The following is a 22232-nucleotide window of genomic DNA, read 5'->3' on the forward strand; positions in this document are numbered from 1 at the left end:
TCAACAAATGGGTGGATACGTACTAATTCATAATGAAGAATTCCAGCGATAATGACTGGGTACATTTCATCTGCCGAATTGTTTAGCCAATCTAATAAATCATCTACTAAACCTGGCACTTTATAAGCATCTGGAGGCATATAATTTATTTTCTGAGTATGTAGTTTGCCAATAAATACGCGAGTATCTCTAAATTTACCTTCATATTCAGGATTGCGCAATAAATCTTTAGTCAAATCTTTATGTACTGATAAAATTGTGTCGGAAGTAATAATTTCATTCGAATATTGATCTAAATGATTTAATGCATTGAAATAATTTAATACTTCCCGTTCTGCTTTAGTAGTTGGTTCTTTATTGTTTTTGATTAATGTTTCTACTTCATCTAAATTTAAAGGATTCCCCTCAATTGATGTTGAATAATGTGAAGATCTAATGAGAGCCTCCTGTTTTAATTGGGTATCATATAAGGGGATTATTTTTGCATTGCTGATAACTTCTTTAGCTGAACCGATTTCTGCAATATAATTCACGATTTTATCAGTATATGTAAATTGAGGTTCAAACATAGTATCAACTTATTTTTCTTAATTTTCTTTGAGAATTTGGTAAGTATATAATTATTCTTGTGATTATCATTTGTTAATAAAGTTTTACGGGCAACAAAATTTTTACAGATTTATAGTTAGTTGCTAAACTTTTGTTATAAATGTTTCGAGCCATTTGTCATGAACTTTTGTTTTATAAATCGATTTTTTGTAGGTTTTTATTGTTAATTCTTGTAAAAATTCTCTTGATTCTAGGTAATGATGTTTAATTTCTCGTTTCATTTGTCTCCATATTTGCTCTATTGGATTTAGATGTGGAGAGTATGGTGAAAGGTATATTAATGTAATATTGAGATGTAGTGCTATTTTTTTGATGAATGCAGACTTATGAATGCTGTAATTATCTAAGATTAAACATATTCTTTGTTCGGTTTGCATTTTTGTTATCAGGTCTTCTTTTTCCAATAGATTTAAGGTTATTTTTCTTTTTATTTCTCTTCTTTTTTTACATTATTGGGTGATTCTCGATTGCAGTGTTTTCCAATGATTCTGGCAATTGTTGAGGTTGTATCGTCTTTATATTTTTCAATTGTTTTTATTATTTTTTCTGTGAAAACTTTGTTATTTTCATTGTTTTCCATTAAAATTTCATCTATTTCTTCATCAGTTAATTTAACTTCTTCAATTATTTTATTTAATAATTTTACGGCATTTTTATTTTTTGTATTAATACATCTTAATTTTAGGAGTGCTATTGCTATTTCTGGTGCTGTTGAAGAATTTGTGATTGTGATGGTTGATTTTCCATTTATTGATAATGATCCTGTGGCATTGATTTTGAATTTGTAAGGATTTACAGTTTGAGTGTGTTTTGTTCCTCTTTTATATAATGATTTTTGAGTACATGGTTCATTTTGAAAGGATGCTTCATCAAAAAAGACCATAATATTGTTAGATGATATATTATGTTCTTCTAAGTTTTTTTTAATTGTTCTTCTGCATCTTCAGGTGATTTTGAAAATTTAGGATATGCTTTGCTGTAATTGTATCCTAATTTTCTCACAATTTTTCCTATTTGCTTTAAACTATAATCTACATTGAATTTTTCATTAACAAGAAGATGTACATCTTTCATTGACATATTTGGTGTTTTTTCAATGATTTTATCTAATTCAATCAATTGATCATAAGTTAATTTTGATGGTCTTCCACCACCAAATGATGGTTTTAAACCTTCTAATCCTTCAGATTCACAAGTTTTTATCCATCTATGAACTGTTTGATAAGATTTTCCCAATATATTTGCCGCATCTGCAATTGTATTTCCTTCACTAACTATTTTAACTGCAATTAACCGCTGATAGTATCTATGACATGCCACATAAGTACTTATTTCTTCATCCAAAGCAGTTTTTGTCATTTTGTTAAAAACATTAATTTTAGATTTTCCGGACATATTTTATAATCTATCACCCATCTATAATAAAAGTTTGGTTAGTAACTATAAAGCAAAATTAGAACGAATTTTCATCGAGATGAAATTTCAACTGTAAAAAAAAATTAATTTGAAAAAAGCCTATAAAATTTTACAGACTCCTTTCACTTATGAAAAATAGTTTCTTTTGAAGAGTTATATATGAGAGATATATTTTTTGAAGTTATTCTCCATCATCCATTTCGTCAAGTTCCTTTTGCAAATCATAGATTTGCATTTCCTTGTAAAATCTTTCGAACTTGCCTACTTCAATGAGATAAGCTGAAACTTCAAGAGCATCTCTATAAGTATAATTGGACTCTTTGATAATTTGCTTTTTGTCTTCATCCATGTAGGAGGAGGTATTATTTATATTGGCCATAGCTATTACAACCTGTATATAATAATTAATATAATATTTTATTATTTATATAAAATTATCAATTGAGTCTACTTAAACCTTCAAAAATCCTATGTTCACATGTCCCGGAGTTTGCCTTGAAGTTCTTCTTTTTTAGAAATGATTTTTTTATCGTAGGGTTTGCTTTCTAATATTTCATCTAAACAATTAATTGCTTTTTTATATTCTTTCTGTTCTTCTAAGATAAGTGCTTTATGGATTATTGCAAATTCTGTCGGGTAATATTCAATTGATTTGTCAAAATATTCAAGAGCATCTTGTTTATCTCCCATTTCATATAATATCTGTGCTTTAAGAGAATATAAATGATTATAACTGTGAGAATCATTTTTATCTATTGTTTGATTAATATACATTAATGATTGGTCATAATCTTCTAACGCAAGATATATTTTTGCTTTATCAAATAGGCTTAATTCTTTTTTGAGCAATTCATCAAAATATGCAATGCCATGATTTTTATCAATTTTTAGTAATGCTTCTCCTTTTGAAATTTCAACATCATACCAATTTTTCTTATTTTTGATTAAAACCTCATAACATTCCAATGCTTTTTGATATTGTTTAAGATTAAAATAACAATCGCCTTTTGATTTAATGGTGGTGAAATTTTCTGGCCAGATGTTTAATGCTTTATCTAGACTTTTAATTGCATTTTCATAATCTTCTAATTCTATAAAGCAATCTGCCTGTGAAGTATAGCTATTATCCATAGTGCTATGATATTCTACTTCCATATCCATATCATAACATTTTATTGCATTTTCATAGTCTCCAATGCTTTTTAAGTTATCTGCTTTACATCGCCATTCATATTCGCTTTTTGGAAAAATCAATAATGCGTTATCGCATTCATGTATTTCAGATTCTAAATCTCCACAATACCCCCTCAAGTCTCTCCAAAGTTTAATATCATGAGGATTCAATAAAAGTGATTTTCTTAAAGATTTAATTCCCTCTGCCTTATTATCATTATAACATAGAACTTTTCCTTTTTTCTCCCATGTCTTTGAATTTAAGGGATTAATATCTAATGCTTTTGTATATGCTGTGATTGCTGAATCATAATCGTCTAACTCGTACAAAACATCCCCCTTAGCAATTAGGGATTCTTCATTACTACCATTACACTTAACTAAAATGTCTTCAAAATAATCTTTTGATTTTTTTTTATCTATGTTTTTTAAGATTTTTCCTTTTAAAACTATGGATTCCAAATCATTTGGATTTATTTCTAATGCTTTTTCAATGCAGTCCATTGCTTTTGTGTAGTTTTCCCAGTAATCATCATTATGGAGATCTGCTTTGTTTTTCCAAGCACAAATATTTTCATTGTTGAATTTTATAGATTCATTAAATGCATTAAAAGCATCATCTTTTTTAAACTCTTTAACTAATCTCTCCCCAAGTTGATTAAATAATTCTGATTTGAATTTATTATCATCATCTGAAGGATATAAATTATAATCTATCTTTTCATGTCCGCAATAAGGACAGAATCCATAAAAATCATCGAAAAATTTTAAACAATTAACACATCTCATGTTTTCACCCGTTTAATATGTCATTACCATATTTTTTATATAATTTCAAATCTTCTTCACCGATTGATCTAACATTTAACATGTCTTTACCTGTTAAATCTATAATTTCAAAAGCTAGGTGCGTAAATATATCTGGATAATCATTACTGCACCCAATAGACCAATGTTTATCATCTTCAAAGACTAAATTTAAACGCCAATTATATCCATCAAATCCCATCCACTTATGATAAATTAGTTTCTGCCAATATTTCTCATCATCAAGTTGATAGATATGATATTTTTCAATTAAATCTAAAATTACAGTTAATTCCTCGTCAGATAGTTCTTTTTCATTAATAAAACAACGGAATGTTTTTTTATCAAAATCTACTGAAAAACGATATTTTGAAAACCCAAAATCTAAAACAGCACCATGCCTATAAGATAATGATTTTAATCTTAATTTTTTATTTGTCCTTTTATCATAAACTCCATCATCTTTAAAATCATAATGGAGGTTTGTAATTACCTGTTCTGAATTAGCAATGTTTAAAATATCGAATCCGACTAATTTATTTAAAGATTTTCCTAATTGAATCCATGTTTGAGGATTATATTTAAAGTCATAAGAAACTTCACCTTTAGGATATGTGACTCTAACTGAATTTTTAAAACTTTCATATAATGACCAGCATGTTTTGTGTTTGGATTCAATTAGTTCCAATTGAAGAAATTCTTCTAAAAAATCTTTAAATTTAGAGGAATCTAAGCTAATTTCGTTTTTTGGGACATTTTTAAGAGATAATGCATATATTCCTAAAACATCATCATTATTGAAATCCACATTATAATGTGTATCTGGAATTAATTTTTGATTGATGCAGTCAATTTCAAATCTGTTGTGCAAAGTAACTCCAAAATCAATTTTATAGGATATTTGAATTTTTTTAATTTCATTTCTGACATTCAATAAATGTTTCTGGCCAAATGACATTAAAAACTCCTTATTTTCGATTTCGCCAATTTTCAAATAATCTTTTTTTAGATTTAATAAAGCTTGTCCTAAATGAATATAAGTGTCAGGATAAGCATTGCCCCCTCTTAAATTTAAAACTTTACCATCTTCAAAAATCAGTTCTAAAAACCATGAATTACCATTAAAATCATTGAAATCATCATGTTTTGTGATATTCTCATTGAGATCTTTGTGATACCATTTGTAAACACCATAATACTCAAGTAATTCACAAACTTTTGAAAATCTTTCATCATCATCAGATATTGTGAAATTAAATGCATTGGACAAATCATTTAAATTAGAAATATGAAAATTAACTTTCTTTAATTCTAATTTATTACTGTTCTTTTTATCATATACTCCATCATATCCAATATCATAATGAAGTTCAGTAATCAAGTCCTTCTGATTAATATTTAATAAATCAAATCCCAATATCTCAATCAATAGTTTTCCGAAGTCTATCCATGAATCAGGAAATCTGTTTACATACTCCTTATTATGCCAACTAATTTCATCTGATAGATATTCGTTATTGATAAAAATATCGTTTAAATTCCAGATTCCCTTGATATTGTCATCACTATCATATCCAAATTTTTCATATTCCAATTCAATTTGATTACATTGGTCTTTAGTCAAATTGAAAGATTTATCAGTAATAATAAATGATTTAGCAATTTTATCATTTTCTTCACTAGCATATATTAAATCCTTTCTTTTATCTTGCGTAATTCCCTGTGAGATTAATTTAGCTTCTTTTTTAGATAAATCAAACATGAAATAACTTTGATAGTGTTGAAAGCCCAAATTATACATTTGTGATATTCCAATTCTTCGGTTCAAAATAACCACCTTGTGTGTTGCTTGTTAATATATTTTTTAGTTCAAATACATTAAATTTACTTATTAATCAATGAATTAATCCTCGTTAATGTTAGTATTTAAAATTGGTTCTTGGCCAAATAATAAATCTTCTTTAACATTAACAATATCTTTTTCTAATTTATTTTTTAGTTCAATTACTTCAGAATAAATCTCAGGATTATTCTTTTTTAAATCATTGGAGTATCTATTTTTTTCCATCCTCAGAAATGTCATTCAATTCGTAAATTCTTTGAACATGTCTGTAATTAGATGCTTTTATTCCCCCACAAAATGGGTCTACCATGATTCACCTTTAATTATATTATATCTTCAAGACCTATATCCTTTAGAAAGATGTCTAATTTGTTTCCCCATATTCCATAATAATATCCTAGCATTAATTTAACATAAAAATTCCATGATGTGCCTCCAAAATAACCTGCATCTTCATGAGAATAATATTTTTCAATATATTCATCTTCACCATTGAAATAATCAATTCCAACAATTATACTGTCAAATTCCATATATTTATTTACAAACGCCAAAACTTTATTTGTTTCAACATTAGTTTCTTCACTATACGGCAGAATTTCATCAATGGTGCACATATTACTTGGATTTTTAAAATAGAATTCCTGTCTTTTTTCTAAAAATAGATTTGATAAATCATTTAGATTTTCCAAAAAATCCTTTGGTATAGCTTCGTTATCAAATTCAGCTAATTTTTCCACTAATCCTCTATAGTTATTTTCAATTCGTTTTTTATTATAAATAATAAATTTATGTGTGTATTTTGCTTTCATGTTTTTTATTTTCAAATATTTTTGCTTATAAAGGTTTTTTAACAGGAATCAATTAATCTAAAATGATGATTTAACATAAATCAAACATGACCAAAACTCGATTTTTCATATGCTCTAATACATTTAATTAAAATTGCAATTAATATAATTTAATTTTCAAATGTATTCTATAATTTAATTAATCCTGAAATTAATTTAATTAATTTCTTAAATCTTGGGATAAATTGAAAAATTAAGTTTTCATTAAATTTTTAAAAAGTTAATAAAATAACTCTGATTCAAGTTTCACTATAGATTAGACCACACAGTTAACCTGAATTATCATATGGCATAAATTAAATTAAAGTATTGATTAAAATTATTGATGTTAATCATACAAGCATGTGTTTAATTAATCATTACTTGAATTATTTTTGTGGTGAAATTCGTTGGATAAATTGTAAATTTGGAAATTTTGTTAAAGGATTTTATGGACTTTAAATTGTAAAGTTATAATGTATTATACGATATTAATGCAAAAAAAAGAAAAAAATTAACATTAACTACTATATAAATCTGTGAATATCTATGATGGATCATAGGCTATTAGATATCCATCTTCACACCAGATTGATCTGACATTTCATGAAGTTGTATCAGCACTGCAGCAGGATTTATGTTTATTTAGTTATCCCAGTATGTTTTTATGTTTCAATCTGAATCTGATATGACTGGTTCCGGATACTCTGCATTTGACATGGACAAACTGAACTTCATAACCTAAGCTTTTAGCTATTCTGTAATAAACCTGCCCCCAGTCCACACAATTGGAACCTTTACTCTGGTGGGCATCATTGATTGTTTTCTTGTCTGTCTTTTGCGAATCAAAGTATTTGCTGTATAATCTCTTTTTAGCTATTACTACTAAATCCTTATCAATTGTGTTTCTTTTGAAGCTGAATGTTTTGATAAATAGATTCATTGTGGAATCATTGTAATCAGGAAGTTTGGACATCATATAGACAATTGCAGGAAAGCCTTCCATTTGCTCTAATGTATGCTTCTGTCCTTATGGCCATATCCATATATTCAGACTTGTCAATCTGTTCACCATTTTTAAGTGTCATGTAGTTTGGAAGAAAATCTAGAGAATTGTTGTCTTTGATTAAGGCCATTGTATACATTGCCACTAGCTTATCATTTCCTAATTTCTTTGCTTTCTTTTCTATGTCTTTACAACTACAGTTTAATGTTAATATCTGGTAATGGCCATGTTTCTTATACTTCTTTTGGTTTTGGAGTAGTCAGTAATCTATTGAATTCATAACTTGGCAAAAACGTGTCCAACTAATATATTTATTATCTGACATAAAATTTGTTGCAATTCCTGTTCCTAAATATAATTAACATCAGCACCTATAAAAAATAATGTATTAGCAAAATTAATAGGGGGATAAATTAAGTTATTGTCATTGGATAGTGTTAATTATAATATTTATAACTTGATCGTATATTTTTCGTTGTATGTCTCGTAAATTATCTATCTCATTTAAATTAAAAGTTAAACACCATTTTTGTAAATTTCATGTTAAACAAAGAATAAATAAAAGATTTAAAAACTATTTTGATAAAAATAAACTTGATGAAAAAAGTATTGGTGGATTAATTAATTTAAAACAATTAATTTTCTAATTATTGGATGCAAAAACACTTGATGAATCTAAAAATATACGAGACAAACAAATTAACTTTAAATGTGAAAATAACAAGTTTATAAAGAAATTATTATGGAAATTCATCATTTCTCACTTTAAAAAATTAACAACACATCTTGAAAATCAATATATCCCATCTACAAACAATAAAATTGAAAATATCTTTCAAAAAGTGTTTCTAAAACCATAAAAAGAACAATGAAAATAGAAAACGGACTTTTAAAAAGATTCATGCTAAAACTAAACCATTGGAACATAAAAAATGAAAATTAAAAAAATCACACAAGTTTTTGAAAGAGCCGCTTGTTTATATAAATAATATAATATGTCAGATAATAAATATATTAGTTGGACAAGTTTTTGTCAGGCTATGAATTCAATAGCATTTTGGCTACTCCAAAACAAAAAGAAGTATAAGAAACGTGCCCATTACCAGATATTAACATTAAAAGGTAGTCGTAGCGATATAGAAAAGAAAGTAAAGAAACTGGGAAACGATAAGCTAGTGTCAATGTATACAATGACATTAATAAAAGACAACAAGTCCTCCGGATTTCCTCCCAAACTACATGACACTTAAAAATGGTGAAAAGATTGACAAGACAGAATATGTGGATATGGCCATAAGGACAGAAGCATATATCCGAGCAAATGGAAGGCGTCCTGCAATTGTCTAGAGATGTCCAAACTTCCGGATTACAATGATTCCACAATGAAGCTATTTACAAATACATTTAACTTCAAAGGAAATATTATTGATGAAGCTTTAGCGACAATATCTAAAAATAGATTGTACAACAAATACTTCGATTCTCAAAAAACAGACAAGAAAACAATAACAGATGCCAGTAACGGCAAAGGTTCTAATTGTGTGGATTGGGACAAGTATATTATAGAATAGCTAAATCCTTAGGTTATGATGTGTAGTTTGTCCATGTTAAATGCAGAGTATTCTGGACTGGGCATATTCGATTGAAATTGAGACATAAAAAACATAGTGGAGGTAATTGGATTAACAGAGATTCCGCTGCAGTGGCAGATACCACAGACAGTAATGTCAGATCCATACGGTGCTCTGACGGCTATCATATAGCCAATAACCCCTCATGGATATTCACTGATTTGTATAGTAGTTAACTTATTGTTAACTATTTTTCTTTTTAATATCTAATCCAAATCTTAGTATATCAATTATTTTATCAAAATTTTGATATTTAAAAAATTTTAATTCTTGAAAATAAGTTCCATCAATAATTATAAAGTATTTTAATAATCTAAAAAAACACAATAACAATAAATTAGCATTGTTAAATGTATAAATTCTTAAATCAAAACCATGGGCCGCGTTATTTCTCAAATTCAACCCCGGTTTTAATAAAACATATTTTAAGAAGTCATAATCATTTTCTAATAATACTTCTTTAAACTTTGTATCATTAAAGAAATCATGAAGTAATCTTTCTGAGGTAGTTCCATTTCCTTGAGGTTTTAACATATTGATGTCATATATTTCACAAAGTTTTCTAACTAAAAATTCTAGTTTTGAAACTATTGAATCTATAAATAATACATAATTCTCCTCTTCATTTGATAAACCTAATTCAAGTTGTTTGAAATATTCCTCTATGATTGGTTTAAAATAATATAATAATGGTTTCCCATTATCTGAAATATTTAAAAATTTTTGACAATTAGTTAAATAAGTAATTACGGAATCATATGTAAATATTTTCAAATCAAAAGCATAAATAAATATTTCTCTTAAAAATATTTCATGGAATTTAAGTGATAGAGAATATTGCCAGTGATTGCTGTCTCTTATTGATTCTTCTTTATTATCACTATTTATAATTTGATTTATATTGTGATTATTGTCTAATTTCAATTGGGAACTTGTCGCTAAAATAGGTGTTACATCATTAAAACTATTGTAATTTTTATCATCTTTTTCTAATTTTGGAATTAAAAACTCATTTTTACTATGTATTAAAAACTCCAAGAATTTATTTGAGCTTAACGGAATTTTTTCATATATCTTTGTTATGATTGCATTTACTGCTTCATCGGCGTTAAATTTCATTGAAAGTTTCATTGGTTCAAATTCATTTTGTGCTTTTTTTAATTTAATGGATGATTCTTCAACTTTTTGAGGATTTTTACCTTTATTGTAATAATCTATTGCATCACTTAAATGTTTGATTTGTATTAATTTTGAATCTTCTCTTTCCTCAGCCAATTTCTCGTAAGTTTTTCCCATTTCATTAAACCAATTATATTTATTGCTTTGAAGTTTCCGGGAGATTTTTTGACCTAATGATAATAATTCGATTGTTGTTCTACTTGTTGAATTTTGAGCACAATCCCAACAAATATCATCTAATCCTTCAAAATCCTCTTTTTTAAATACTTTCTTTTTTGAAAGCATTACTTCAATTAAATATTTTATATTGAACATATCATTAAATTCCGCTTTAACATATTTAATTATCAATAATTTGATTTCATCTTTTTTATATCTGAAAGATAAACATTTATAAAATGTGGTGATGAGCAAATCATTAGTCAATTCAACATTATTTTCACTTGTTAAATAATGATTAAGTATATTTAATGATTTATCTATAAATAATCGGACATCTTTATGGTTTAAATCTAAATTTAAAATGATTGTTAGGTACATGTTTTTTAAAATATTATTTGGTGTATCATTGAATCTCTGTTTAAGATAATTTTCATAATCATTATCAAATTTATTAATGTTTGGGTAGCAATGGTCTCCCCATCCCAATAATGGTATTAATTTTCCTTGTCCAATTAAAAAATTTAAAGAATCTATTTCATAGGTAACTTCATTAATTAAATTGGGTTTATTTTCATGTTTTTCTTTTAAACTGGATAATTTTTGTTTATAATCTATCCTTTGGGAATATTCAGTTAATTTTGAATCCATTTCAGTTATTATGTTTTTAAATTCTTGTAACATATTATCCATATAGTAATTTTGTTTTAATTCAATATTAATATTTAATCTTTCATTGAATTGGGATTATTTTAAAATCAATTTTTTAAAACTATGTAATGTTAAAATATTAAATAATCATTTATTATAAATATGTTTATAGTTATAAGTGTGAATATGGATTCAATTATTTTTATTAATCGTTAGGTGATTTTATTGTTAAATCATGGATATGTTGAAAAAATTGAAATAAACAGTTATGATGAATTAGTTAAAATTATCCAAGGAAAAACAGATTACTGTGATAATCTCAGAGATAAATTTATTTTTAGAGGAATTGAGAATGAAAATTTTCAATTAATTGAGTCTGTAAAATTTTATAGGCTTATTTGATTTTTATGTGTTTTTTCTGTCCAATTTTCCATTTTGTAGTCTAAAAATGTCAGGATTCCGTTTTTAGTTTTGTATATTTTCTTTATTTTTTCTGGTTTGGTTTGTCTGTAGTAATTTTCGACTTTGTTTGATGTTTTTTCAATATTTTTCATCATCTAAGTGTTGTATGTATCTGTGGAAGTGATTAATGATGTGTTTTCTTATGAAATCTTTTAATACTATTGGTATGGCCATGTAATTTTGTAAGTATTGTTTAAATTGTCCTATTGCTTCTTTTGTTGAGTTTTGTCTGAAACAGTTTTTTAATTCTTGCGTATTTTCATAGATATGTTCTTTTTCTTTCCCGTTAATCTTGTTTCTTTTGCAGTAGAATTTTAATTTGTGATTTATTGTTTGAAATAAATGAAATGTGTATAATTGGTGATTTACTCCTATTTCATCGGCTACATTGCGATACATTGGAAATAAATCTGTTGTTAAGCAAATAAATGGTTTATTTTTCGTTGAATCTGAGATAAATTTTTTAGTATTTTTTAGTATTCTGCGATGTACTATTCGTTTGGAGATTGGAACATTAAGTATAGCATCAAATAATGTTAATCTGTAATGTCTGACTCCATTAAGTCTTAAAAATTGCTCATCATATAAATAGTAGCCAGAATATTCAAATTCTTCGTTGTTGATTGTTTCCTTCTGATTTTTGTTGGACCAATTCTTGATTGTTTGATGAGATACACGGATTCCAAGGAATATTTCAAAGTATTTACTTATTTTACGAAGTGATTGATATCCAATTTTTATTATTCCAGGTATTTTATCCATTATTTCTTGTAAAAATTGTTTATTTTTTCCAATTAATGGATTATTGTATATTCCGAATTTTTTTTTCCACATTTTTTGCATTGATATTGCTGTTCTTTGAATTCTGTAGTTTTTCCATTGATATTTTGTTTGTTTTTTGTTATTGTGCCTTTTTTGATAATTTTATGAGCTCCACAAACTGGACAAATTTGATTAACACATGAAAATATATTATTTTCGTCTAAAAATAGTTTTTGATTAGTATTTTCAATATTCGGGCTTTTATTAAGCCTTTCTGAAATGATTTTTTCATGATCAATTTTTTCTTCAGAAAAATCAAAAAGTTTAAGTTGTATGAAGTTTAAATTACTATTGGGGGCAAATTTGTTTTGTTTGCTCATAAAACATTATTTGTCCCCACTTATTTAAGTAATTTACTATTTTTAAATCAATATTTTTTAAATTAAAGCAAAATTAGAACGAATTTTTCATCAAGGTGAAGTTTCAACTGTAAAAAAAATTAATTTGAAAAAAGCCTATAAAATTTTACAGACTCATGAAAATCAAATAATAAATTTCAAGGATTATGGAGCGAACAGCAGTCGTACCCGTTCAGTTACAATTGGCGTTAGAAGAGATTTAATTGATAAAGTACATCCTTTAGATTTATTTCCAGATAAAGAAGAACCCAAAACTCTTATTGAAGTCATTGGTAATTTATTTAGTCTGAATGAAATGGGAGAAATTGATCCTTCTGACATATATCATCATTTTAAGCCCTATAGAGAAGATATGAGAGCATGGATTCATGATATTTCCGAAGGTGAATCTGCATTTGATAATGAAGACATTAATAAAAGACCCCATAAAATTGTTGATGGAGAAATTGTTGTTCATAATAACAAACATGGTGATAAATATACAAGACAATGTTGGGATAAAGTTGGTCCTTGTGTGCATACTTATATGGCTAATCTAGCGAGTCAAAATACAGTCCATCCAGTTGATGATAGAGCATTTTCAATACGTGAATTATTATTAATGAATATTCCTAATAATTTTAAATGGTCTGAAATAAGTGAAGAAGAATTAAATAATTTACCATTAGAAGAAAAACAACAATTTTTAAAGGAAAATGAAGCAAATATAAGAGAATGTATTGGGGAAGCTGTTCCAACTATAATAATGCAAAAAATTGCAAAGAATATTAAAGAAGTATTGATAACTGGAAAAAAATCTCAAAAAAAAGGACAAACACGTTTAATCTAATGGACTAAATTTTCATTCAAAATATTAATTTTATTTCCAGTTCATTTAATTATTCTTCCAATAGGAAACTGTATTTCCACATATCTTTCTAAATAAAATAAATAGCTTCCTTTAGCAGTATCCGGAATTTTATTCTGCAGTTCTGATGCAGATGAAGTTAATTTATATTTAGTATAATCACTGTTTGCAACATACCCTATTTTTTTATCTTCAACATATACTGCAATTGCATCCTTATCAAATTCATTATCAGGTTCCTTGACAAGTTTCAAAGGTAAACCTGGATTAAATTGCACATCATTTTTATAATAGTTTATTCCAGTTATTGTAAATAGTTCTGATTTATCATATTTTTTTAATGTTTCAATGTTTCTTTTGAATTTTCTTTCATAGCCAATATAGAAATTTATTGAGTCCCATAATCGTAGATATTGATTAATATCTTCTTCACTATTTTCTCCGGGAAGTGCTTTCATTGCTTTAATGCATTTTTGTTTTGCTTCTTCAAGTTTATTGGATCCGTCGGGAATATCTTTTGACTCTTCAAGTAATTTATGTGCCCATCTAAATAACATTCTTGCCTTGTTGTCATAAACCATATTTCTTTTGGATAATTCCAGTGATTTATTGTAGCAATTTTCTGATGTTGCATACATTTTCAAGCCTTCAAGAATAATAGCTTTCTTATTCCAGTTTTCAACATGTCTATCATCAAAATCTAATGCCTGATTGATTTTGTAAATTGCATCATCATAGTTTTCATCAAGATATAAATCCCATGCTTGTTTACCTAATCTGTCTGCCCTGCTTTCAACAGGAGGATTATATGTTTCATCTTCATCTTCTGAAGTAATGTAACTACCACTGGCACCACAGCCATGACATATGTCTCCTTCATCAACCCAACTTCCACAATTCGGACAAATCCCCATATTTAATCACATCCATAGATATTTCATCAAACTTTGGTTATCCCAAACAGTTTATAATATATTCATCATCATAATTATACATTGTTATTAAATAGGTTATATACACAAAATATAAAAATACCTATAAGAAACTTTAATAAGGGAATAAATAAGATAGTGAGTATGGTGATAAAATATGAGTTTACCTGCCGTGGATGAAAACTGGTACTGTGAAGACTGTGATTTAAATTTTGAATATTGTGATAAACCTGATTTTCTTTTCTGTCCGAACTGTGGCAAAGTTTTAAAAAATGATATATATCAATATAATTTAGATGGACTTATAGATTCTTTAAATAATCTGGGTAAAAGCATATGTGAAAATTGTGGTGAAGAATTTGACAAAGAATATAATTTCTGCCCATTATGTTCGGAAAAATTAAAAAAAGAAACCATACCATTTGATATTGAAAAAGACAACTCCGTTACTGTTGACTGGAATGGTGAAAAGGCATTGGTATATGACAAATGTGTTTATTTATCAAATCCTCATTTTGCAGTAGGCAGTATTATTGAATGCATATCATCTAAAAATTACACTGATGAGAAACTGGAATGTGACTTTAAAAGAATTGATGAAACTCTTCCCGAGAAACTTACTTATGATGAAGCATATTCCATATATGAATTAAACGGTTGGGGAAACCTTGTTCGTATAGAAGAGTTCATATCCAAACTTAGTCAAGACATTTTAGAAAGTGACCAGTTTAAACCAAACGAAAAGATAAATTATATTGAAAATGAAAGATTCAATAGGATTTTAAAACTCCGAGAAGACCTGTATGTTAAATTAATGATTATAGAAAGTGGAATTAATTATTAATCTAAATTTTTAAATAATTCATTTCCTTTTTCAGTTAATCTGTATAATCTTCTTTTTTTGAGTCTGTAAAATTTTATAGGCTTATTTGATTTTAATGTGTTTTTCAGTCCAATATTGCATTTGATAGTCTAAAAATGTCAGGATTCCATTTTTGGTTTTGTATATTTTCTTTATTTTTTCAGGATTGGTTTGTCTGTAGTAATTTTCGACTTTATTTGATGTTTTTTCTATATTTTCATCATCAAGATATTCTACGTATCTGTGGAAGTGATTTATGATGTGTTTTCTTATGAAATCTTTTAAAACAACTGGTATGGCTGTATATTTTTGTAAATATTGTTTAAATTGTTCTATTGCTTCTTTTTTTGAGTTTTGTCTGAAACAGTTTTTTAATTCTTGTGCATTTTCGTAAATATGGTCTCTTTGTTTTCCATTAATCTTGTTTCTTCTACAATATACTTTTAATTTATGGTTTATTGTTTGAAACAGATGAAATATGCACAATTGATGTTTTACTCCTATTTCATCTGCTATATTACGATACATTGGGAATAAATCGGTTGTTAGGCAAATTAATGGTTTATTTTCTGTTGATTCTAAGATAAATTTTTTCGTGTTTTTTGGTATTCTGCGACGTACTATTCGTTCTGTGACTGGAATATTGAGTATTGCATCAAATAAAGTTAATCTGTAGTGTCTAGTCCCATTAAGTCTTAAAAATTGCTCATCATATAAATAATAGCCAGAATACTCAAATTTTTCATTGCTGATGCTTTCTTCGTGATTTTTGTCAGACCAGTTCTTGATTGTTTGATGAGATATTCTGATTCCAAGGAATATTTCAAAGTATTTACTTATTTTACGAAGTGATTGGTACCCTATTTTCATTATTCCTGGAATTTTATCCATTATTTCTTGTAAAAATTGTTTATTTTCACCAATTAATGGATTATTGTATATTCCGAATTTTTTTCCACATTTTTTGCATTGATATTGCTGTTCTTTGAATTCTGTTGTTTTTCCATTAGTATTTTGTTTGTTTTTCTTTATTGTGCCTTTTTTGATTATTTTGTGGCTTCCACAAACTGGACAAATGGGATTATCATATTTAAAAGTATTATTTTCATCTAAAAATAGTTTATGATTAGTATTTTCAAAATTAGGTGTTTTATTCAATCTTTTTGAAATGATTTTTTCTTGATCAATTTTTTCATCAAAAAAATCATAAAGTTTAAGTTGTATGAAGTCTATATTACTATTGAGGGCAGATTTGTTTTGTTTGGTCATAAAATATTATTTGTCCTCACTTATTAAAGTATTTTACTATTTTTAAATCATTTATATTAAAATTAAAGAAAAATTAGAATGAAATTTCATCAAAATGAAAGTTCAACTGTAAAAAATTAAAAAACAAATAAGCCTATAAAATTTTACAGACTCCTTTTTTTGAGTCTATAATATGGATGATAAAACACAATTGATACTTAATTTCATAAATGAAAGTAGCTCTAATATGCCATATGTATTAAAAGATAAATTAATTAGGGAGGGTAAAAAAATTAAAGTATAGATTTGAATTTGAAGAAATCAAGAATAATATTGATGAGTTTATAGAAGGAAATGAGTTAAATAGATTTATTGTGTTGCCTGGAATTAGGAGTGTTGGAAAAACAACGCTGCTTTATCAAGCATATTATTATTTATTAAATGAAAAACACATATTGCCCAATCAAATAATTTATTTGTCCTGTGATGATTTAAACAATATAGTTGATTGCAATATAAGAGAAATAGTTGATATTTACCTTAATAATCAGTTCAATACTCAATTAAGATTATTGGATAAAGAAATTTTTCTATTAATTGATGAATCACAATATGATAAGAACTGGTCAATGTCTGGTAAAATAATTTATGATCGTTCAGAAAAAATTTTCATGGTATTTACAGGTTCATCAGCTCTAAATTTAGAATATAATGCAGATGCTGCAAGAAGGATGTTTAAAAGAGTCGTAACACCTCTAAATTATAATGAACATCTGAAATTGAAATATGATTACTCAAATATTAATCTTGGAAATTCTTTGGTTAGCTTGATTTTAAATGGTGAAGAGCAAAATGCCATAAAATATGAAAATGAAATGAACAGGGACTTAATTAATAATATTAAGTATAATTTTAATGATTGGGATGAATATTTGAAATATGGGGGATTTCCAATTTTGGCTCGTAAAATCAATTTTAGAAGACTTTCTACTAATATTGTGGACATGATTGAAAAAGTGGTAAATACTGATATGGTTGCTATTAAAAATTTCACTTTTGAAAATCAGACGAATTCAAATAGGATACTAAGATATCTGGCACTACAAAATGCAGGGAATCTTTCACAAAACAATTTGGCAAAATATTTAAAGACTTCTCAAGCAAATGTAAAAAATATTTTAGACATTTTAGAAAAAACACATTTAATATTTTCTATTGAAGCTTATGGAACATCATCGAAACGTATGAAAAAAACCAAAAAATATTATTTTGCAACAAGCAGCATTAGAATGCATTATCCGAAAACTCTGGAAATATAATTAATGATATAAAGCAATATGAGGGAATACTTCTAGAAAATCATGTTGCATCAATCTTATTTAATTTCACACAAAGAGGAAATGATTGTTTTACATTGTATTATGATGCAAACAAGAAGCGAAATGTTGATTTTATATTGCAGCGAGATTTTAAAAATCCGGTACCTATTGAAGTGGGTCGTGGTAGAAAAGATAAAAAACAAATCACTCATGCAATCAACAGTTATGGTGCAGATTATGGAATTATCATCTCAGATACTACAACTAATATTGAAAAACACGATAATATTATTTATGTTCCTCCAAAAACATTTTCATTTTTATAATTGGCTATGCAGTAAAATACATAGGTTTCTGATGAAGCTTTTACTGAAAGATTTAAGCTTTCTATTAAAATAAATTAAGAAATAAAGGGTTTTTTAGTGTAAGTTATTTTTCTTTTAACATAAATTGAATTACTAAATAGATTCCTAAAGCTGCACTGAATACAAATCCTATTAATCCCAATATTGAAACATCAAATAGTTTAGGCCCTTTGTCTGACATGATAGCTAAGGATGATCCTATGAGTAATGCAGATAAAATAAGTGAAATTGAAAGCTGGTTCATGATTTCGCTAATTGATTCATGTTTAAGTTTTACACTTAAATTACCTTCTTCAAGTTTTGAAAGCATATTGTTAAGTGTTGTTGGCAAATCTTTAGCCAAATGTTCTATTTGAAGCATATAATTGGAACTTACTCTTGCTAATCTGTTAGGGCTGTATTTTTGAAATATTATTTTTCTAGATAATTTTTTCAGTTCAGTCACTGCATTAAAGTCAGGGTCCAATTTCATTCCTGTATCTTCAATTAAAGCCATTCCGCGTCCAATCATTACAAATTCTCTTGGTAATTGGATGTTATGTTTAATCATTACTTTTAGGAGCTGCTGTATTCCTCCATGCATATCTTTCAGGTCTGCACCGTAATATTTGTTCATTATGTCATTTACATCGGCTTTTAATTCAGGAGTGTTTTGTGCAGGTGTTAATATGTCCATGTAAATTAGCTGGTTGATAATATTGTCTACATTTCTGCTTAATAGCAGTAATATTAACTCTGCAAGTTCTTCTCTGAAATCATCATCTAAAATTCCCATCATTCCTTCGTCAATGTAACATAATACATTGTTTTCCATTATCATCATATTTCCGGGATGTGGGTCGGCATGGAAAAATCCGTCAATCATTATTTGTTTAAAATAAGATTTCACTCCTCTTTTAGCAATTAATTTTTTATTATATTCCGGATAATCGTGAACCATTACTTCAGAAACTTCTTTTCCTTTTATTAATTCCATTGTAATGATTTTTTCACTGCAGTACTCCGAATAAGCAGCAGGTATATGAATGTAGTGCACGGCTCTGAAATTATGTGCTAAATTTTTCATATTGATTAGTTCTTCATGGTAATCAATTTCTTTGAATATTGAGCGTTCAAATTCTGTTAAAATAGAGGGAATATTATAAACTTTAGTCTGGTTTATGTATTTTCCGATTTTATCAGATAAAAATTTCATAATCTTTAAATCGGATTCAATAGTTTCACGGACATTCGGCTTTTGGACTTTAATGGCTACTTCTTTGTTGTTTTCAAGAAGTATTCCTTTATGAACCTGCCCGATTGAAGCTGAACCTAAAGGCTTTTCGTCAATTTCTTTGTAGATTTCATTTATTGGCTTTCCAAGTTCTTTTTCAATAACTTCTTTTATTTCATTAAATTGTGTGGTGGGAGTGTTGTCTCTTAAGGATTCCAGTTCCTTCGCTATTTCCACTCCAATTAAATCAGGTCTGGTACTTAACATCTGACCTAATTTAATATATGTTGGTCCTAATTCTTCCAGCACATCTTTTATTCTTTTTGGAATGGATTCATCGGGTAATTCTTTATATTTGCCTCTTTTAGTATCTTTTAAAAAAGGAAAATTCTTAAAAAAGGTATTTTCTTCGATAAGGTAACCGAAATCATTTTTTTTAAGAACTTTATATATTTCTTCTACCCTTTTTATAGAATCATTTTTTGTGTTGGAAATTATTTTCATATTTTTGTAATTAGTTAAAACTTCTATATATTAATATCTTAAAATTTCTCCAATATTCTTGCATATACCTGTTTTAGATTATCGTCTGATTTTTCATAAATCCTTTTTAAGATAAGTTCGGGGGTACTTTTTGCAAGGAAGTTCATTTTTGGAGTTCTGTCAACTATCAGATTATAATTTTCATCTAATCCTTTTGCTTCAATACCGTCTACACGAATATCTGTGTAATTCATCAGTTCCCTGGCCATATGTGTTACAATTATTCCGTAGGAATTGGATTCTTTAATCATATCTATAAATGTTGAAATAATTTTAACTGCAGCTTCCAGTTCTGTTATTCCTTCAAGTTCGTCAAGCAATACTAATTTTTCGCTGTCTGTTGTTACAATTGGAATAAATACATTTAAAAAGGATTCAAAAGCTCCGGCATCCAGTGATCTTTTCTTTGAAAAATGATATATTTCATCAAACAATTTGATTTTAGCTTCACCGGCACTTACTGGAAGTCCCATTTGCGCCATTATGGAAATTTGAGTTAGTGTTTCAAGAAGGGTTGTTTTACCTCCACTGTTTGCTCCGGTAAGCAGTGCTATGTTTTCATCATTTGTAAGCTTGTAATCAATTGTCTGTGTGTTTTCATCATCTTTTCTAAGGGCCAATTCCAGATGCAGTGCTTCTTTTAAATTTATTTCATCGCCAAATTCAGGAGCGTTTAAGTCATATTCATATGCAAAGCTTCCTAAACTGAATTCATAGTCAAATTTAATTGCATCTTCAACTTCTTTGATTGCCTGTTCTTTTATGGAGTTCAATTCGACAGCTGCACTTTTCTTAACATCAAATATATCATTTTCCTTTTTGGAGGACTGTTCCAGTTGAATTCTTTGGATTTCGCTGTCGTCAATTTCAATAGGATATTTCCTGAGATACGGATCAAAATCAAATCCTGTTTTTTCCCTGATAATTTTCTTCCTTTCATTTATAATTTCATCAAATATTTTATTAATCTTTGGTGGAAGATTCTTGTTTAATAAGTTAAGAATTTCATCTCCTTCAAGATCCACATTTTGTATAGCATTTTCTAATTCTTCATCCATATCCTTTTTTAAGGAATTGACCAGTTCTTCAATGTCTACTTCTCTTTTGTCAATGACATTAAGTTCATCAATAATAGGAATAATTTCTCCCAAAATTGTTTCCTGGCCTCTGATTTTTTGTATTTCATAAACTCTGTTAAAAAGATTTTGGTTATGTGTAAAGAAGTTTATTATTTTTTCAGGAACTATTTCATAATCATTTTCTTCAATATTGATCATTACAAGGTTTGGCATTCCTTCAAAGTCAAGTATTCCCTGAGAATATACATAAAAAATAAGGTCATAATTCATCAATTCCTCTTGCAGTAACGGAGAATCACTGGCTGTAATTATTGGATAATACTGATTCAGACCTAAGTCAGTAAGGTATGAATTGTCTTCTTCTGTTTCTACTAGAATAACCTTGCTTGCATCATATTCTGCTTTTGGTTTTTCAACTTCCTTTAAATTTTTCATCAATCCTCTCAGCTTAATTATTGGAAGCTGTGAAACCTGCTTTTTTGCATCCATTACAAATTTGATCTGTTTTTGTATTCTTTCCATATCTTTTGAAGGAGAAAGCAGCAGAATCCTATTTTTTGAATATGATGTGTTTGAGTAGGCTAAAATTTTGTTTATAATGTCTTCATAAATCTCCATTGCCCTGTCGCTTTTAATAAACTCATATGTAGGATTATTTAATAACTGGTTCATTATTTCAATAGCTTTTCTTTGGCTGATTCCGTCAATATTTGCTATTTTTTCAACGTCTACATTTTCAACTATTTTTTGAAGATTTTCTTCTCCTCCAACACTGTTCAATATTTTTTCAGAGATTTTATCTCCAATACCTTTTATGTTTTGCAATGTTACTTTCTCTCCTTGCATTTTAACCAAACCCTTTTTTTCTATACATTTT

The 22232-nt window shown here is 27.4% G+C and carries 21 protein-coding genes and 2 pseudogenes (1 of these 23 only partly in view); 6 read left to right on the forward strand and 17 right to left on the reverse strand.

The features are described from left to right. The 10 genes from ACMC9J_RS06545 to ACMC9J_RS06590 form a co-directional block, all read right to left on the reverse strand. Positions 1–569 carry the 5' portion of a Fic family protein gene (locus ACMC9J_RS06545; RefSeq protein ID WP_427003087.1) on the reverse strand. It extends 451 nt beyond the left edge of the window, so the window shows 569 of its 1020 coding nt (coding positions 1–569); it begins with the start codon at positions 567–569; the stop codon falls past the left edge of the window. Positions 570–692: 123 nt separating this feature from the next. Then, the gene (locus ACMC9J_RS06550) at positions 693–986 is read right to left on the reverse strand and encodes a transposase (RefSeq protein ID WP_427003639.1); all 294 of its coding nucleotides are present in this window, start codon (positions 984–986) and stop codon (positions 693–695) included. 50 nt (positions 987–1036) lie between these two features. Further along, a complete protein-coding gene (locus ACMC9J_RS06555) occupies positions 1037–1492 on the reverse strand; it encodes a hypothetical protein (RefSeq protein WP_427003088.1) in 456 nt (151 codons plus the stop codon). 29 nt (positions 1493–1521) lie between these two features. Then, entirely contained in the window at positions 1522–2004 is a 483-nt protein-coding gene (locus tag ACMC9J_RS06560) for a helix-turn-helix domain-containing protein (protein WP_019268848.1), read from the reverse strand. Between the two features lie 202 nt (positions 2005–2206). After that, positions 2207–2404 carry a hypothetical protein gene (locus ACMC9J_RS06565; protein WP_407390699.1) on the reverse strand — a complete coding sequence of 66 codons (198 nt, stop codon included), beginning with the start codon at positions 2402–2404 and terminating at the stop codon, positions 2207–2209. 95 nt (positions 2405–2499) lie between these two features. After that, entirely contained in the window at positions 2500–3987 is a 1488-nt protein-coding gene (locus ACMC9J_RS06570; protein WP_427003089.1) for a tetratricopeptide repeat protein, read from the reverse strand. A 4-nt stretch (positions 3988–3991) separates the two neighbouring features. After that, a complete protein-coding gene (locus ACMC9J_RS06575) occupies positions 3992–5833 on the reverse strand; it encodes a hypothetical protein (protein ID WP_427003090.1) in 1842 nt (613 codons plus the stop codon). A 75-nt stretch (positions 5834–5908) separates the two neighbouring features. After that, positions 5909–6073 carry a hypothetical protein gene (locus tag ACMC9J_RS06580; protein WP_427003091.1) on the reverse strand — a complete coding sequence of 55 codons (165 nt, stop codon included), beginning with the start codon at positions 6071–6073 and terminating at the stop codon, positions 5909–5911. A 98-nt stretch (positions 6074–6171) separates the two neighbouring features. After that, complete coding sequence (locus ACMC9J_RS06585; RefSeq protein ID WP_427003092.1) at positions 6172–6660, reverse strand: hypothetical protein; 489 nt, start codon at positions 6658–6660, stop codon at positions 6172–6174. Between the two features lie 667 nt (positions 6661–7327). Further along, positions 7328–7684 carry a hypothetical protein gene (locus ACMC9J_RS06590; protein ID WP_427003093.1) on the reverse strand — a complete coding sequence of 119 codons (357 nt, stop codon included), beginning with the start codon at positions 7682–7684 and terminating at the stop codon, positions 7328–7330. A gap of 1287 nt (positions 7685–8971) precedes the next feature. Between ACMC9J_RS06590 and ACMC9J_RS06595 the strand changes: the two genes are divergently transcribed. Together ACMC9J_RS06595 and ACMC9J_RS06600 are read left to right on the forward strand one after the other, a co-directional pair. Next, positions 8972–9031, forward strand: a complete 60-nt coding sequence (locus ACMC9J_RS06595; protein WP_427003640.1) for a hypothetical protein — start codon at positions 8972–8974, stop codon at positions 9029–9031. A 2-nt stretch (positions 9032–9033) separates the two neighbouring features. Then, positions 9034–9255: a hypothetical protein gene (locus tag ACMC9J_RS06600; RefSeq protein ID WP_427003094.1), complete on the forward strand. Its 222-nt coding sequence runs from the start codon at positions 9034–9036 to the stop codon at positions 9253–9255. Between the two features lie 8 nt (positions 9256–9263). On the opposite strand, the gene ACMC9J_RS06605 is transcribed toward ACMC9J_RS06600, so the two are convergent. Further along, positions 9264–9443: a hypothetical protein gene (locus ACMC9J_RS06605; protein ID WP_427003095.1), complete on the reverse strand. Its 180-nt coding sequence runs from the start codon at positions 9441–9443 to the stop codon at positions 9264–9266. 55 nt (positions 9444–9498) lie between these two features. Continuing rightward, a complete protein-coding gene (locus ACMC9J_RS06610) occupies positions 9499–11346 on the reverse strand; it encodes a DUF4209 domain-containing protein (protein ID WP_427003096.1) in 1848 nt (615 codons plus the stop codon). Between the two features lie 183 nt (positions 11347–11529). Here ACMC9J_RS06610 and ACMC9J_RS06615 point away from each other — a divergent pair, with 183 nt between their 5' ends. Then, the gene (locus ACMC9J_RS06615; RefSeq protein ID WP_427003097.1) at positions 11530–11706 is read left to right on the forward strand and encodes a hypothetical protein; all 177 of its coding nucleotides are present in this window, start codon (positions 11530–11532) and stop codon (positions 11704–11706) included. Here ACMC9J_RS06615 and ACMC9J_RS06620 read toward each other — a convergent pair. Beyond that, positions 11691–12908 (reverse strand): annotated as a pseudogene (locus tag ACMC9J_RS06620) (transposase). The gene ACMC9J_RS06615 and the pseudogene ACMC9J_RS06620 sit on opposite strands and share 16 nt — an antisense overlap. A gap of 124 nt (positions 12909–13032) precedes the next feature. Here ACMC9J_RS06620 and ACMC9J_RS06625 point away from each other — a divergent pair. Further along, a complete protein-coding gene (locus tag ACMC9J_RS06625; RefSeq protein WP_004036684.1) occupies positions 13033–13776 on the forward strand; it encodes a DNA cytosine methyltransferase in 744 nt (247 codons plus the stop codon). A gap of 41 nt (positions 13777–13817) precedes the next feature. Here ACMC9J_RS06625 and ACMC9J_RS06630 read toward each other — a convergent pair whose 3' ends face one another. Beyond that, a complete protein-coding gene (locus ACMC9J_RS06630; protein WP_019264461.1) occupies positions 13818–14708 on the reverse strand; it encodes an HIRAN domain-containing protein in 891 nt (296 codons plus the stop codon). Positions 14709–14883: 175 nt separating this feature from the next. On the opposite strand from ACMC9J_RS06630, the gene ACMC9J_RS06635 reads away from it, so the two are divergent. Continuing rightward, the gene (locus ACMC9J_RS06635; RefSeq protein ID WP_427003098.1) at positions 14884–15570 is read left to right on the forward strand and encodes a hypothetical protein; all 687 of its coding nucleotides are present in this window, start codon (positions 14884–14886) and stop codon (positions 15568–15570) included. A gap of 81 nt (positions 15571–15651) precedes the next feature. Here the strand turns inward: ACMC9J_RS06635 and ACMC9J_RS06640 are convergent, their stop codons facing one another. Next, a complete protein-coding gene (locus ACMC9J_RS06640; protein ID WP_427003099.1) occupies positions 15652–16857 on the reverse strand; it encodes an ISNCY-like element ISM1 family transposase in 1206 nt (401 codons plus the stop codon). A gap of 172 nt (positions 16858–17029) precedes the next feature. Here ACMC9J_RS06640 and ACMC9J_RS06645 point away from each other — a divergent pair. After that, positions 17030–18481, forward strand: a pseudogene (locus tag ACMC9J_RS06645) (ATP-binding protein). Between the two features lie 103 nt (positions 18482–18584). Here ACMC9J_RS06645 and ACMC9J_RS06650 read toward each other — a convergent pair. Together ACMC9J_RS06650 and ACMC9J_RS06655 are read right to left on the reverse strand one after the other, a co-directional pair. Beyond that, on the reverse strand, positions 18585–20237 hold the full coding sequence (locus ACMC9J_RS06650) for an ABC1 kinase family protein (protein WP_427003100.1): 1653 nt from the start codon (positions 20235–20237) through the stop codon (positions 18585–18587). Between the two features lie 38 nt (positions 20238–20275). Then, positions 20276–22201, reverse strand: a complete 1926-nt coding sequence (locus ACMC9J_RS06655; protein ID WP_427003101.1) for a MutS-related protein — start codon at positions 22199–22201, stop codon at positions 20276–20278. Positions 22202–22232 lie beyond the last annotated feature (31 nt).

The sequence above is a fragment of the Methanobrevibacter intestini genome (assembly GCF_047402955.1).
In the GTDB taxonomy this organism is placed as follows: domain Archaea; phylum Methanobacteriota; class Methanobacteria; order Methanobacteriales; family Methanobacteriaceae; genus Methanocatella; species Methanocatella intestini.

What these genes read in the sequence shown, in the direction of transcription:
- ACMC9J_RS06550 (WP_427003639.1), bottom strand. Translation starts at nt 986, where the DNA reads ATGCAAACCGAACAAAGAATATGTTTAATCTTAGATAATTACAGCATT.
- ACMC9J_RS06555 (WP_427003088.1), bottom strand. Translation starts at nt 1,492, where the DNA reads ATGGTCTTTTTTGATGAAGCATCCTTTCAAAATGAACCATGTACTCAA.
- ACMC9J_RS06560 (WP_019268848.1), bottom strand. Translation starts at nt 2,004, where the DNA reads ATGTCCGGAAAATCTAAAATTAATGTTTTTAACAAAATGACAAAAACT.
- ACMC9J_RS06565 (WP_407390699.1), bottom strand. Translation starts at nt 2,404, where the DNA reads ATGGCCAATATAAATAATACCTCCTCCTACATGGATGAAGACAAAAAG.
- ACMC9J_RS06570 (WP_427003089.1), bottom strand. Translation starts at nt 3,987, where the DNA reads ATGAGATGTGTTAATTGTTTAAAATTTTTCGATGATTTTTATGGATTC.
- ACMC9J_RS06580 (WP_427003091.1), bottom strand. Translation starts at nt 6,073, where the DNA reads ATGGAAAAAAATAGATACTCCAATGATTTAAAAAAGAATAATCCTGAG.
- ACMC9J_RS06585 (WP_427003092.1), bottom strand. Translation starts at nt 6,660, where the DNA reads ATGAAAGCAAAATACACACATAAATTTATTATTTATAATAAAAAACGA.
- ACMC9J_RS06590 (WP_427003093.1), bottom strand. Translation starts at nt 7,684, where the DNA reads ATGGAAGGCTTTCCTGCAATTGTCTATATGATGTCCAAACTTCCTGAT.
- ACMC9J_RS06600 (WP_427003094.1), top strand. Translation starts at nt 9,034, where the DNA reads ATGTCCAAACTTCCGGATTACAATGATTCCACAATGAAGCTATTTACA.
- ACMC9J_RS06605 (WP_427003095.1), bottom strand. Translation starts at nt 9,443, where the DNA reads ATGATAGCCGTCAGAGCACCGTATGGATCTGACATTACTGTCTGTGGT.
- ACMC9J_RS06610 (WP_427003096.1), bottom strand. Translation starts at nt 11,346, where the DNA reads ATGGATAATATGTTACAAGAATTTAAAAACATAATAACTGAAATGGAT.
- ACMC9J_RS06630 (WP_019264461.1), bottom strand. Translation starts at nt 14,708, where the DNA reads ATGGGGATTTGTCCGAATTGTGGAAGTTGGGTTGATGAAGGAGACATA.
- ACMC9J_RS06635 (WP_427003098.1), top strand. Translation starts at nt 14,884, where the DNA reads ATGAGTTTACCTGCCGTGGATGAAAACTGGTACTGTGAAGACTGTGAT.
- ACMC9J_RS06640 (WP_427003099.1), bottom strand. Translation starts at nt 16,857, where the DNA reads ATGACCAAACAAAACAAATCTGCCCTCAATAGTAATATAGACTTCATA.
- ACMC9J_RS06650 (WP_427003100.1), bottom strand. Translation starts at nt 20,237, where the DNA reads ATGAAAATAATTTCCAACACAAAAAATGATTCTATAAAAAGGGTAGAA.
- ACMC9J_RS06655 (WP_427003101.1), bottom strand. Translation starts at nt 22,201, where the DNA reads ATGCAAGGAGAGAAAGTAACATTGCAAAACATAAAAGGTATTGGAGAT.